The organism is Bacillus sp. DNRA2 (assembly GCF_012843265.1).
GTDB lineage: Bacteria > Bacillota > Bacilli > Bacillales > Cytobacillaceae > Bacillus_BU.
Window position 1 is genome coordinate 47714 of record NZ_JABAIT010000014.1, and the last position, 13264, is coordinate 60977.

Genomic DNA, 13264 nt, shown 5'->3' on the forward strand with positions numbered 1-13264 from the left:
TATTTTTCAATCAAAGTGAATTTTCTTTCCTGATGATGAGTGTACGTTAATTATTCTTTAACTCTCAATAATCGCAGACTATTAAGCGTAACAATTAGCGTCGCACCCATATCAGCAAAAATCGCGATCCATAAGGTTAACCAACCTGGGACAACTAAGAGCAGCGCTAAAATTTTTATTGCTAACGAGAAAGTTATATTTTGCTTAATAATCGCTAATGCTCGACGGCTTAATTTGATCGTATACGGCAACTTTCCTAAATCATCGGACATCAGCGCAATGTCTGCCGTTTCTAAGGCCGTGTCTGTTCCGGCACCACCCATGGCAACCCCAACCGTTGCTGCAGCAAGAGCCGGTGCATCATTCACACCATCGCCGACCATCGCCACACTGTGATGCTTTGCTCGGAGCTCTTTGATAAAATTCAACTTATCTTCTGGTAATAAATCAGCTTTAATCTCTGAAACTCCGACCTCATGACCAATGGCTTCAGCAGTACGCTGATTATCTCCAGTCAGCATCACCGTTTTTTCGATTCCAACTTGGTGAAGTTTTCGGATTACTTCTTTGGAAGTTTCTCTGATTTCGTCAGCAACGGCAATGAATGCGAGGATTTCCTGTTCCGTACCAAGAACCATCACCGTTTTCCCTTGTGCTTGAAGCGTTGCAATTTGCTCCACTTTCTCGTTTGAAAAATGATTCGGGAGGATTTCTTTAAACAGATTTGGACTACCAACATAATACCATTCATGGTTCACTCTGGCTTTTACACCTTTGCCGGTAATCGATTGAAAATCTTCTACTATTACATTTTTAAAAGGAAGAGCATGCTCTTCTGCCTTGCGGATAATGGCTGACGCAAGCGGATGCTGCGACCCATTCTCAATGGCAGCGGTAATGGTCAGGTATTCCGCTTCATTTCCACTAAACGTGATAATATCAGTAACAGCAGGTACACCTTTTGTTAAGGTTCCTGTTTTATCAAAAGCAATGACCTTTAATGCTCCTGCCTCTTCTAAGTGAATACCACCCTTAATTAATACCCCATTTCTGGCTGCGTTCCCAATTGCCGTAACGACCGCCACCGGCGTTGACACAACAAGGGCGCACGGACAACCAACAACTAACACGGCTAAACCTTGATAAATCCAATCGCTCCAATCCCCTCCAAATAACAATGGTGGGATGATGGCGATTAAAAATGCAAAAACAATGATAACCGGAGTATAGTATTTGGCAAATTTATCGACGAACGCCTGTGACGGTGCTCGTTCCGCTTGAGCTTTTTCGACAAGATGAATGATTTTGGCTATGGTTGTATCATCTGCCAGTTTTGTAACTTTAACTTCAAGCAAGCCTTCTTCATTCAGCGTTCCCGCAAATACTTCATCCTCAATCGTTTTGGCGACCGGTACACTTTCCCCTGTAATCGCAGCCTGATTTATCGATGATGTCCCTTTTACAACAACCCCATCCATAGCCAACTTTTGTCCAGGCTTCACAATCATGATATCGCCAATTTGAATATCTTCAACTGGGATCAGCATCTCTTGTTGACCACGCCTGATTAAGGCATCTTTCGGAGCGATATCCATTAATGAGTGGATCGATTTACGTGCTTTATCCATGGAGTAAGATTCCAAAGCTTCACTTATTGCAAATAAAATTACAACAGTGGCTCCTTCACCCCATTCCCCAATCACAGCGGCACCAATAACGGCGATCGTCATTAACGTTTTCATATCAAATTGGAAACTGAATAAGTTTTTGAATCCCGCACTAAAAAGTCGATATCCACCAACTAAGATTGACATCCCGTAGGCTAAAATAGAAGAAATACTATCTTCCCCATTTAATTGTCCACTTAACCATCCGATTAACAGAAACACGAACGAGGCGATTACTGTAGAATGTTTCTTCAAAAATGGTTCTTTTGTCTCTTCAAATCGCTGTTTTTCAGGAATCACTTTTATATTTTCAAATGCTCCTGCTTTTTCAATTTCTGCTATTGTTGTATCTCCATAAACCGTAAGCTTCGCAGCTCCAAAGTTAACACTTGCATTAGAAACACCATCCAGGTGCTTTACGTTCGTTTCGAACTTTTTGGCGCAGCTAGCTCAGGAAAAGCCTTGAACACGGTATACCGCTTTATTCAAAGCTTGCTCTAAACCGTCACTCATCCACTTTCACCTCCAGTTGATGGGCGAAAGCAATTTGAATTAACTGTCTAACATGCTCATCGTCTAATGAATAATAAACCAATTTACCCTCTTTACGATATTTCGCTAATCCAAGGCTGCGTAACAATCTTAAATGATGCGAAGCCGTTGCCGTTGTTGCCCCAACAATATTGGCTACATCACATACACATAACTCATCTTCTTCGCTTAACGCAAGGGCGATTTTAATTCTAGTGTCATCGGATAACGCCTTAAATATTTGTGAAACAGCAAGCGTGTTTGTTGAGTTAATGACTTCCCTTACCCGTTTTACTTTTACACCATCCACACAAGTAACTTCGCAAACATCATCATGCTTCATCGGATAAGCACCCCTTATTCAAACGTCTATTTGATTATTAGTATATGTTTATTTTTCAGAATGGTCAAATGAATATTTGAATGTTGGGGGATCAGGATGGGACACAGAATACCTTATTTCGTTAAAATGGCCAGTTTTTGGGCTGTAGTGGACACCAGGGCCCTTATTTTAGCAAAAATACAACTCTGACACGGTTACATAAGCAAATAACGTACCCTATGTCCGCAAAAATTCAAAATTTTATATTTTAATGAAAATAAGGTCCCTGGTGTCCCCAAAGAATAAGTGCATGGTTCAAAAAAACCAAGCTAGCCAATTTTGATCTTTGGCACGCTTGGTTTTAAGTGATAAAACACTATTCCATTTTCATCAAATAAAAATAAAAGAGAACTCCTTTTTTGGTATTGTATACACCGAATTCGGTTTCATGCATGAGGAGGATATTTTTTGAAATGGACAGCCCTAGCCCAGTCCCTCCTTGAACCTGAGACCGTTGCCGTGACGGGTCACTGCGGTAAAAACGCTCCCAGACTTTATTTAAATCGCTTGCTGGAATCAATACACCCGTATTTTCAATCGAGATTTTCACGCGCTCATTTTCTTCCGCTACTGTTACGAAAATTTTCTCACCATCAGGCGAATGACGAATCGCATTCATCATAAAATTGGTCAGAACTTGTTCAATCCGCAGCTCATCCGCCATAACTTTTACTTGAAGTAAGTTCATTGTCAGCTGCAAATCCTTTTTCTCCATTTCAGGGGCGAGCGTTTTACAAATATACGCCAGCAGTTCATTGATATAAAAGCTCTCGAGCTTGATTTTAAAAGTACCTGATTCCAATTTAGCAAGCTCTAGCATATCGACGATCAATTGATCCATTTTCCCCACTTCTTTTTCCATTGCAGCAAAATAGTAATCCTTCTTATGACTGGCGACGCCATCCTTTAAAATCGAAATGCAGCTTTGCATCACACTTAGCGGTGTTTTTAATTCATGGGAAACACCAGATATAAATTGCTTTCGAGTGTTTTCTAACTGTCTTTCTTTTTCAATGTCCTGCTTTAATTGGTCAATATGCGTTTGTAATGTTTCCGATAAAATATTGATATTTTCGCTAATCGCACCGATTTCATCATTTGAGGTGATCGGCAGCTTTTCTGAGAAATCCAGATTGGCAATTTTTTGCGTCGTACGATTAATTTGCAGCAGTGGTCTGGCAATTTTTTTTGAATAATAAAATGCAGCTAGAAGAACGAGCAACAAGACAAACAGAATCAAATAGACATAATAATCCTTCATCATGCCCACCGCCTCATCAAGCGGCTGTAGGGATGTCATCGTGAAAATATATTCGGTCTTCCCCTCCACGTTCTTAAACGGTTGAATCAATAACCGATACTTAATTCCATTATCCGTAAAATCGCGGACCATAAAAGCCGAGTCTCCAGTTAAATTTCCTGATGAGTGGGTGTCAGATAATATTTCTGCTTGTAGTTCGTTAATTTTTTTTGTAAATAAGGCATTCGCCGTCAGCGATTTTGATACAGAACCAAAATCGGGAACATTCACTTTTTCAATAACTCCTGTAGTGAAATAGTTTTCGTCAGCATGGATTCGTGGTGGCGCCTGATTTTGATTGTCCGTTACTGACTTATTTAGTTGACCTAGATATTCATTGAATGTTTTTTTAAGAACGTTGTTTTCAATACTTTCCAACATGGATGTGCTAACTATTTCAACGGGGATGAACGTCTCTCCGCGTTTATATCCATAAATATTAACGTACATGCCTTCCTTCAGTCGGGTTGGTTCATTCCAGAAATCGTTGATATTCATACTATTGTATAAAGGTACGGAAAATTTCTTAATCGGTACTTCGCTTGGAGCTTTTCCATAATAATTCGCAAAATCATTGCTAACGATGAAACTAAATTCATTTTCCCCTTGAATTAATCCATTTTCATCCAGTATGGTAATCCATGAATTATGATCTTCATAAAAGCGATCCTTCAATTCAATGATTGCTTTTGTGTTTTTACCATTTTTTACGTAGCTTTGTTTAAAGGAACTCATGTTTTTCTTGAGTTCATCTGTCTTTCTTTCTACATAAAATCCTTTAAAAAACATTGTTTGCCCAATAAATATGGTAGCGAGAATTAATGAACACAATGCCGAGGTTAATAAAAATAATTTTAAAACGATTCCTTTTCTCATGATTCTTCCTCAAATTTATAACCAACTCGGACAATCGTTTTGATCATATCCGCTTTTGGACCTAGTTTGTGACGCAAATTTCGAATATGGGTATTAATCGTTCGATCATCCCCGCTAAAATCATAGCCCCAAATGGAGGTAATGAGCTGTTCTCTCGTGATGACAATTCCGCTGTTTTTCATCAAATAGGAAAGGATTTCAAACTCTGTATGAGTCAGATGGACGATTGCCTCATCAACTTTTACTAATCGTGAAGGAACATGAATCGAAATGCCATTTAGAGACAACGACTGATCATCGAGCCTTGGACTTGTGTAATGAATTGAATCGAGTAATCGTTTTGCCCGCGCTAGTAAAATCGGAGGGCTGTACGGTTTTGTGACATAGTCATCTGCTCCTAATTCAAACCCCAGTAACGTGTCATCCTCATCTGTTCGTGCCGTTAACATAATGATAGGACAGTTCGATTTCTTGCGAATCCGTCGGCAAACAGACCAACCATCCAGACTTGGCAGCATAATATCTAAGATGATTAAGTGAATATCATTTTCTTCAAACATTTTGATTGCTTCTTTGCCATCACTGGCCTCAAGCACATGATAGCCTGCCTCTGTAAAATAATCCTTTTCAATTTCTCGTAATATCGCTTCGTCTTCAACGATGAGAATTGTTTGCTTCATCTTTATACCACCACATTATCCAAAAATAATAGAAATCTTTATTTCATCTTCATTTAATATTCATTTTACCTTTAATCCTCTCTTCTACAATAATTTTCGACAAGATTATTGTGAGGAGACTACTTAAAATGACAATAGAAATGAAGATACATAACCGAAAAGGTGTTAGAAGGAGTAAGGCCATACTTGCACTTAGCTTTAGTTTAGCGATGATTACTTTTACCTTTCGCTATCATCAAGCATCCTATATAAATGAGAACGAAGGAAAGACCGAATTGGTTTCAGAAGTACCATCTGAAGCGATAAAAGCTGTTGAGGAGGTACCAGCGAAAAATCATTCATTGTTAAACGTACCTTTCATTCAACAGAAACCCGAATTACCACGGGGGTGTGAGGTGACTAGCTTAGCGATGCTATTAAACTTTGCTGGGGTTCCAGTATCAAAAATGGAGCTGGCAGAAAAAATTGAGAAAGTGCCATTTTCGAAAAATGGCTTAAGAGGCGATATGAATGAAGGTTTTGTCGGGGACATGTATTCGATGCAAAATCCTGGTTTGGGTGTTTATGTGACCCCCATTTACCGGCTAGCCAATCAATATCTTCCTGAAAGAATAATAGATTTAACCAATCAGCCGATTGAGAAGCTTTATGAAATGATTGATCAGGGTGTGCCAGTATGGGTCATTACCAATTACAAGTTTAAGAAACTGCCCGATAGCGATTTTCTGAACTTTAATACCAGAAATGGAGCGATGAAGGTTACATACAGTGAGCACAGTGTCGTCATAACAGGGTATAGTGAGGAAGATATTTATCTTAATGATCCGCTTGCAGCCGAGCCCAATACAAAAGTAAATCGCAAAGACTTTGAGGAAGCATGGCGGCAAATGGGTAGTCAAGCGATTAGTGTGAAGTAAAGTATGTTTATGTTCAATTAAAATCAGTATTTATATATAATAAAGTTTATTAATTACATATTTAGTCCTTATTTTAATCAGAAAGGAGATCATAAAATGGAAAACTTTTTTCAGTTTGTCCTTATGTGTATTTTTCTCATTATTTTACCCGGTCCCGATACTGCCATTGTTACTAAAAATACTCTCATCCAGAGTAGAATCGGTGGTCTTAAAACTTCTTTAGGGATTATCTGCGCTCTTCTTATCCATACTTTTGCTGCTGTCATCGGACTTTCAGCCATCATTGTGAAATCAGCACTTTTATTTTCTATCTTCAAATACGCCGGCGCTGTTTACTTGATCTATTTGGGTGGCAAAATTTTATGGTCATTATGGAAAAAGGAAGAAACAGCAAGCGTTGAGCTGAACACAAAAAGTCAGTTTGAAAACACATCGACTTTTACACAAGGATTCCTTACCGATATCCTAAATCCCAAGGTTGCCATCTTTTTCTTATCCTTTTTCCCACAATTCGTGGAACCTGGAAGCGGCACGTTTTTACCTTTTCTTATAATGGGTATTACCTTTACGCTATTGTCTGCTATTTGGTTGTTACTTTATGTCTATTCAATTAATCAAATTAGTGCTTTTATGAAAAAACCGAAAGCAAAAAATATCATTGAAGGAATCACAGGTACTATAATTATCGGGTTTGGGATAAAACTGGCACTAGAAAAGGCTAATAATTAGTTTTTTTTTATTATAAGACCCTCGATTGTCCGTTATCGAAGGGTCTTTTTTGCCGAAGGTCCCTAGGATTCAGGGACTAGTCCTCCAACATCGAATGCCATTGGTTATCCTCGGTGAACATAATTATTTATCAGTTGCTGTATTTCCCATTGCAATCGAAATTCTATTCCAACTGTTGATTTGATTTATAATTAGTACGAGGTCAACATATTGTCTCTCATCATAATGTTCACGTACTCGTTGATAAAGCTCATCCGGAACACGCTTTGTCGGGATTAGGGTTACGTATTCAGTTAACTCAAGCGCCACTTTTTCTGCATCAGTGTAAAATGTACACTCTCTCCATGCACTAATACAATATAAGCGTTGCTCTGTTTCTCCCATCTTTCTAGCATCAGTTGAATGCATGTTAAGACAAAATGCACAACCATTTATTTGAGAAGCCCGTATTTTGATAAGTTCGCGAAGTTTACGATCGATATTTGCTGTTTTGGTATACTTCTCCATTTCCATCATAATATTAAGTGCTTCTGGTGCTACATTGTAATATTCAACTCGCTGTTCCATTTTAAATTCCCCTTTTTGTAATGAGATTTCGGTTATTAATTAACGACAAAGTTAATCATCGATTAATATAGTCCATAATAACATTTTCATTATTTTTGTCAATTGAAAATGATTTGACTAACATTCCAAATACTCCTAAGATAAAATATGACAATCCTCAAAATTAAAGGCAGGTAAGTTTACATGCAGTATAGTGTCGGAGTTGAATACGCTTTACATTGTCTTGTTTATTTAATTGACGTTCCTTCCAACGAAAGTATCGGAATAAAGGACTTGGCAGAATTTCAAGGACTTCCAGAGACATTTCTTTCAAAAGTTTTCGGTAAATTATCTAAAGCTGGAATTGTAAGTTCTGTCCCAGGGGTAAAAGGAGGATATAGATTATCGAAGTCTCCAGAGGATATTTCCTTTTGGGATGTTATTGAAGCAATTGAAGGTACTAAACCTATTTTCCAATGTAAAAATATTAAAGATAATGGTTATTTGTATAGAGAAAACTGCTGTAAGCCTACTTCGTTTTGCACCATTAATTCAGTTATGCTTTCCGCAGAAGAAAAAATGCGTGATGAATTACGTAGCAAAACACTTTCATGGTTAAATAAAGAACTAGATAGCGTCCTATCCAAACAAATACGTGAAGATACTCGGAATTTTTTTTCGAAGAGTAAAACATAAAATAAACCTCTCGTGAAACTCCTTAATTTAAGGAAATTCAGAGAGGTTTTTTTAGTAAAAAAATGCTTACTTAAACATATATCAAACGCGCGTGCGCGACATTCAATCACGATCTTAATTTGACCATGTTATACCAGGTTACTCCACCATGTTGCGATTCAGAAATGCCATGATTGGAAAATCCATATTTTTCATAAAATGATACTAATTCCTGTTTACATGTTAAAGTAATTCCTTCTCTTTCATTTACTTTCACCAGTTCTTCCATTTTCGCAATTAAGATTTTGGCGATTCCTTGATTTCTAGCCGTCTTGGACACAGCTAATCCTAAAATACTCTGATATCCGCCTCTGTTTGGATTTTCATGGATTTCTGCAAAAAGGTCATCTGTTATATATTGTTGATTAATAATAGGGCCATTAATATACCCAAGAATTTCCCCTTCTTTTTCTACGACAATAAAAGTATCGGCAATCATCTGAATCCTCTGCACAAATGCATCTCTTGTTGCAGCTTCTTCCTTTGAAAAACCTTCATTCTCAATACGTAACAAATCTTCTAAATCAGTAGCTTGTACATTCCTTACAGTAAGCATATTGTCTATTCCCTCTTTTCTCGATGTAGGTCTTTTTCCTACTCCGAGCTTTTCCCCTTTTATTTACCAAGTTTTTGTCAGCCCTATGATCCAACAAATATTTTGCAGTTTGCGAGGTGACTTGCGTAATTTGTATAGTTGTTTGTTCCTCAATGTGCTCGAATAAAATCGTATATCAATTTATTTAATTTTGTCGCAGACTTTGTGGGAATTTGATGCTTTTCATCAATAAATTTTAATTGATTATTTGGTAAATTTTCATGTAAGACCTTGGCGTATTTATGAAATGATTTATCTCTTGTTCCGTATACGAGTAAAATTGGCTGGTTAATACTATTTAACTGATTGGTGCACTTATAGTGTAGACTATAAGTATAATATTGCTCGATATTTCTTGCATCACCTTTTAGTGATTCTCTATACATGTGCCTAAAAATTTCCTTTGTATTTGAATTTCCCCATGAAATGGCTAGTCCCAACATACCGATAATTCCTGGTTTCGAAAGCAAACTTGCCAAAGAAATTCTTTTTTCTAGATACCAATCACTAACGGTGTTTGTCAAGAAAGTTGTCGTATTTGTTCCTTTTCATATCTTCATGCAAAAACACTACCACGTATCGCTAGCTGACCACCTTAAAAATAAATGGATCTTACGGTTCCATCCATTTTTAAGGTGGAAAATTATGCCCCCATCAAACATTCCACACGAAATTCGTAATTTACTTGTTTTCTAGATTATCTTTCATTGGGTTTAATGCTACTGAATTATGTGCAGTCCAATCCCTTGTTGAACGTGACCATCGTTCTGGATGCTTTAATTTTGCTTCTTCATAGATTTCTTTTCTCTTCTCGAGAACCTCAATATATTCTCCAGTATGACACTGATGTGGTGTCACAAATTTTAAGCCACTATGTTGATGTTCAACGTTATACCAATAGACAAATTTAGCTGCCCAAATACGTGCCGATTCAAGTGTATCAAAGCCTTTAAATGGATAATCAGGTCGGTATTTCATGGTTCTAAACATCGCTTCAGAATAGGGATTATCGTTGCTGACTCTTGGTCTTGAATAGGAGCTCTGAATTCCTAGCTTTTCAAGCAAGGCCTGAAAGGTCGCAGCTTTCATGGGGCTCCCATTATCCGAATGAAGAACCAGAGGTTCACCTGCAATTCTTTCACTAATAACGGTTTTCTTAACTAGTTCTTCGGCATATACAGCGTCTTCAGATTCCCAAACTTCCCATCCAACTACCTTACGGCTAAATATATCAATGATCATATACAGTCGGTAATAGGCACCCTTAATAGGACCTGGAACCCATGTAATATCCCATGTCCATACTTGATTTGGCTTCGTTGCCAAGTAGCTTTCCGGAAGCTTTCGCTCCGGTCGTTTGCTTCTTCCACGATGATTTTGCATAAATTCAAAACGTAATACACGGTAGAAACTAGATTCAGAAGCGATGTATATAGATTGGTCGGCCAACTTGGGTACAATTTGTGAAGGTGGCAAATGAGCGAACTCTTCTTTTTTAACCACTTCTAGAATTTCCTGTTTTTCTTCAGGGGTTAACTTGTTTTTTGGCTCAGGTCTGATCACAAGCGGACGTTGGTCTTCTTTGATGCCACCTTCTGATATCCAGCGTTCGTAAGTCCGTACACTAATATTAAGCTCTCGACAAGCTTCGGCTAATCGCGCACCATGTTGATTGGCTTCTCTGATTAGTTCTACTGCTAATGCGCGATCTGACGGGCGAATCATTCTTCCCCTGGGTCCCCCCAAATCGCTTGGGCCTTTTTTCTTAAAAGTAATAATGCCGCAGCTTCAGCCAGTGCTTTCTCTTTTATTCTTAAATCTTTCTCTATGGTTTTAGATCGTTTTTTTTCTTCTTTTAGTTCTTGATTCAATTGTTTGGTTTGATCAAATGCACGCCCATTTGCGTTTAGACAAGCAGCTCTCCAAGCATCAATCTGTTCTTTGTAGAGACCTTTTTTTCGGCAGTATTCAGCCAATTCTGTATGGTTTAAGGAGAAGGTTTCCATCACGATCAGGAACTTGTCCTCACTATTCCACTGTTCGGATCCTTGACCATCACCAGGAGTGGCACTCCCACCAATACGAGATTCCCTCCGCCATTTGTAAAGGGTCGTTTCAGTTATTCCAGTCTCTTCACTTAATTGATTAATAGATTCATTGTTTGGTGGCATCATTCTTCTTAAAACAGACTCTTTGAATTCCTTGCTATATCGTTGCCCAGGTTTACTCCTCATGTCGATTGCCCTCCGTGTTTTTTTATAATTATAACACTAAAGTTCTATACGACATCTAGCCTAACACAGGGGGCTAACCTCAGACATTCCGCTAATGACTATGCCTCCAAATGCCCGGTCGGAGTATGACTGTAAAAATTCAAATACAATTGAACCCCCAGTCGAATAACCACAAAGGAAAGCTTTATTGATTCCAAGATAATCCAATATGTTTTTGATATCTTCCACAATTAACGAATAAGTAATGGGTTGAACTGAATACTGACTTCTTCCGTGACCTCGAATATCAAAAGTGATTACTCTAAAATTTTTAGATAATTCATCTACTTGATATTCGAAATTTGCGCTTGTGAGTAATGGAGGGTGAATAAAAACAACTGAAGGTCCCTCTCCTTTAACCTTATAATAAAGGCTGATACTGCCCAAATCCAACAATGGCATGATGCTAAACACCTCAGTAGTCAAAGTGGTTCTAAATACAATTTATCCATTATTTTAATGAAAATACACCACTATTATTTCTTTATAATAGGAGTTATTTTATTAATGGCTTCCTTATTGGTATTATTCTTAACAAATAGGATTACCATACTTTTGAAATAAATCCATGAAAACTTCCTGTCCAATTCGGACAGTCTGATTAATTAGGTAATCAGACTGTTACTTTTTGGACATATTATCCATGTCTTTATCATTAATTTTTATCCGAAGGGAGAATGTCAAATGGACTTTTTTCATGGTCAAGAAACACTTACGGCCATTCAATGGGTTTTAAGGGCGGTAGTAGGCTATTTGTTTATGCTTATCATGGCAAAATTAATGGGACAGCGATCCATTTCGCAGCTAAATTTGCTCGATTTTGCGATTGCTGTAGTCATTGGCAACATTATCGCCCACCCTTTGTCTGACGAAAAATTAGGCTTAAAAGGATCTATGATCACGATGAGTGTACTTGTCTTTTTATACGTATCAAGTGTTTTCGTATTATTAAAATCAAAATATTTAAGGAAATTCGTTTTGCCTAATCCATTCCCATTAATTAAAGATGGTCAATTTGTTTATAAAAACTTAACGAAGGCAAGAATTTCAGTGGATTACATATTATCAGAGGCCAGAAAAGAAAATATTGATGATCTTAAAAAACTTTCGCTAGCCTTATGGGAGCCTGATGGAACGATTTCATTTTTTGTCAGTCCTAATTATCAAGCTGTTACCCGGGGTGATTTAAATATTATGACGGAGCCGTTTGATTTTCCAAAAATTGTTGTAAGAGAGGGGAATATAGAAAAATCCGTCCTGCAGCAAGCAGGAAAAGAGGAAAACTGGCTCCTATCAGTCTTAAAAACAAATCATAATGTTGTCCTGGAAGATGTGTTATTAGCCACTATAGATAAGAGTTATCAGTTAAAAATCTTCTTATATCGATAAGGAAAGTCAGATCAATCGTTTTCTTTATGGAACAATGCGAGGTGTTTCGACTGTTTCCTCTTGAAGTACATGAAGTCCACCGACTACTTCATAAGCTGAACCAATTGACACAAGAAAATCTCCTGTAATAGCGAGTTTTTGTTCTTGCAGACGTTTTACTATATCGATTTCCCCTATTTGACTTGAAACAGAAATAGCCTCTAATATTTGGCCAATCGTCTTAATCAAAACACCAGTTAGTATTTGTTGTTCCCCTATTGAATTTGTGTCTTCCTCAATATGCAAAAGTCCTGATAAACCTTTAATTTCAATAATCTGACCTATTACTTGAATCCATAGCCCCAATTCAACCTCTTTTTCCAGTTCTAAAATTTTTTTATCGCTGAAATCTTGTCTATTATTGCTTTTATTTTTCGGATATTCCATTAGTACCAAACCCCAGTACTCAAATTTTCTTTTATTTTATGTGAATCTAATGCTTTTGTGTTGACCTTCGCTGTGGTCAAACTTAAATTTTGTTATTAGTTTTCCTCCTTCAAATTTGTTTATTGCCTGGTTAAAAGTCTCTGTGCATAATCCCTATAGTGCCCTATAAATAATACAGTCAAAATGATTAAGGAAAAAAACTAATCTAAGGAGTTTAG

Annotated in this window: 11 protein-coding genes and 2 pseudogenes; 4 read left to right on the forward strand and 9 right to left on the reverse strand. The window is 37.5% G+C overall.

The genetic code is table 11. From position 1 onward, the window contains the following. Nucleotides 1–50: 50 nt before the first annotated feature. The 4 genes from HHO41_RS13075 to HHO41_RS13090 all read right to left on the reverse strand — a co-directional run bounded on the left by HHO41_RS13075 (nucleotide 51) and on the right by HHO41_RS13090 (nucleotide 5436). A complete protein-coding gene (locus HHO41_RS13075) occupies nucleotides 51–2180 on the reverse strand; it encodes a heavy metal translocating P-type ATPase (RefSeq protein ID WP_169099317.1) in 2130 nt (709 codons plus the stop codon). Further along, nucleotides 2173–2541 carry an ArsR/SmtB family transcription factor gene (locus HHO41_RS13080; protein ID WP_169099318.1) on the reverse strand — a complete coding sequence of 123 codons (369 nt, stop codon included), beginning with the start codon at nucleotides 2539–2541 and terminating at the stop codon, nucleotides 2173–2175. Before HHO41_RS13080 ends, HHO41_RS13075 begins: the two co-directional genes overlap by 8 nt. Before the next feature lie 355 nt (nucleotides 2542–2896). Next, the gene (locus HHO41_RS13085; protein ID WP_169099319.1) at nucleotides 2897–4756 is read right to left on the reverse strand and encodes a sensor histidine kinase; all 1860 of its coding nucleotides are present in this window, start codon (nucleotides 4754–4756) and stop codon (nucleotides 2897–2899) included. Then, nucleotides 4753–5436, reverse strand: a complete 684-nt coding sequence (locus HHO41_RS13090) for a response regulator transcription factor (protein ID WP_169099320.1) — start codon at nucleotides 5434–5436, stop codon at nucleotides 4753–4755. Before HHO41_RS13090 ends, HHO41_RS13085 begins: the two co-directional genes overlap by 4 nt. 128 nt (nucleotides 5437–5564) lie before the next feature. Here HHO41_RS13090 and HHO41_RS13095 point away from each other — a divergent pair, with 128 nt between their 5' ends. Continuing rightward, nucleotides 5565–6353: a C39 family peptidase gene (locus HHO41_RS13095; RefSeq protein WP_248278457.1), complete on the forward strand. Its 789-nt coding sequence runs from the start codon at nucleotides 5565–5567 to the stop codon at nucleotides 6351–6353. 96 nt (nucleotides 6354–6449) lie between these two features. Further along, on the forward strand, nucleotides 6450–7082 hold the full coding sequence (locus HHO41_RS13100) for a LysE family translocator (RefSeq protein ID WP_169099321.1): 633 nt from the start codon (nucleotides 6450–6452) through the stop codon (nucleotides 7080–7082). Between the two features lie 123 nt (nucleotides 7083–7205). Here HHO41_RS13100 and HHO41_RS13105 read toward each other — a convergent pair whose 3' ends face one another. Further along, entirely contained in the window at nucleotides 7206–7649 is a 444-nt protein-coding gene (locus HHO41_RS13105; RefSeq protein WP_169099322.1) for a carboxymuconolactone decarboxylase family protein, read from the reverse strand. Nucleotides 7650–7832: 183 nt separating this feature from the next. Here HHO41_RS13105 and HHO41_RS13110 point away from each other — a divergent pair, with 183 nt between their 5' ends. Beyond that, complete coding sequence (locus HHO41_RS13110) at nucleotides 7833–8324, forward strand: RrF2 family transcriptional regulator (RefSeq protein ID WP_169099323.1); 492 nt, start codon at nucleotides 7833–7835, stop codon at nucleotides 8322–8324. Between the two features lie 106 nt (nucleotides 8325–8430). Here the strand turns inward: HHO41_RS13110 and HHO41_RS13115 are convergent, their stop codons facing one another. The 3 genes and pseudogenes from HHO41_RS13115 to HHO41_RS13130 form a co-directional block, all read right to left on the reverse strand. Next, nucleotides 8431–8919, reverse strand: coding sequence for a GNAT family N-acetyltransferase (locus tag HHO41_RS13115; protein ID WP_169099324.1), 489 nt, complete (start codon nucleotides 8917–8919; stop codon nucleotides 8431–8433). 720 nt (nucleotides 8920–9639) lie between these two features. Further along, nucleotides 9640–11192: pseudogene (locus HHO41_RS13120) on the reverse strand (IS3 family transposase). A 75-nt stretch (nucleotides 11193–11267) separates the two neighbouring features. Continuing rightward, nucleotides 11268–11633: pseudogene (locus HHO41_RS13130) on the reverse strand (alpha/beta fold hydrolase); the annotation flags it as partial. Between the two features lie 282 nt (nucleotides 11634–11915). On the opposite strand from HHO41_RS13130, the gene HHO41_RS13135 reads away from it, so the two are divergent. After that, complete coding sequence (locus HHO41_RS13135) at nucleotides 11916–12620, forward strand: DUF421 domain-containing protein (RefSeq protein WP_169099328.1); 705 nt, start codon at nucleotides 11916–11918, stop codon at nucleotides 12618–12620. Nucleotides 12621–12644: 24 nt separating this feature from the next. Here HHO41_RS13135 and HHO41_RS13140 read toward each other — a convergent pair whose 3' ends face one another. After that, a complete protein-coding gene (locus HHO41_RS13140) occupies nucleotides 12645–13046 on the reverse strand; it encodes a hypothetical protein (RefSeq protein WP_169099329.1) in 402 nt (133 codons plus the stop codon). Nucleotides 13047–13264 lie beyond the last annotated feature (218 nt).

Excerpts from the sequence above, each read along its gene's own strand:
- HHO41_RS13080 (WP_169099318.1), bottom strand. The coding sequence starts at position 2,541 with ATGAAGCATGATGATGTTTGCGAAGTTACTTGTGTGGATGGTGTAAAA.
- HHO41_RS13100 (WP_169099321.1), top strand. The coding sequence starts at position 6,450 with ATGGAAAACTTTTTTCAGTTTGTCCTTATGTGTATTTTTCTCATTATT.
- HHO41_RS13135 (WP_169099328.1), top strand. The coding sequence starts at position 11,916 with ATGGACTTTTTTCATGGTCAAGAAACACTTACGGCCATTCAATGGGTT.
- HHO41_RS13105 (WP_169099322.1), bottom strand. The coding sequence starts at position 7,649 with ATGGAACAGCGAGTTGAATATTACAATGTAGCACCAGAAGCACTTAAT.
- HHO41_RS13095 (WP_248278457.1), top strand. The coding sequence starts at position 5,565 with ATGACAATAGAAATGAAGATACATAACCGAAAAGGTGTTAGAAGGAGT.
- HHO41_RS13085 (WP_169099319.1), bottom strand. The coding sequence starts at position 4,756 with ATGAGAAAAGGAATCGTTTTAAAATTATTTTTATTAACCTCGGCATTG.
- HHO41_RS13115 (WP_169099324.1), bottom strand. The coding sequence starts at position 8,919 with ATGCTTACTGTAAGGAATGTACAAGCTACTGATTTAGAAGATTTGTTA.
- HHO41_RS13090 (WP_169099320.1), bottom strand. The coding sequence starts at position 5,436 with ATGAAGCAAACAATTCTCATCGTTGAAGACGAAGCGATATTACGAGAA.
- HHO41_RS13110 (WP_169099323.1), top strand. The coding sequence starts at position 7,833 with ATGCAGTATAGTGTCGGAGTTGAATACGCTTTACATTGTCTTGTTTAT.
- HHO41_RS13140 (WP_169099329.1), bottom strand. The coding sequence starts at position 13,046 with ATGGAATATCCGAAAAATAAAAGCAATAATAGACAAGATTTCAGCGAT.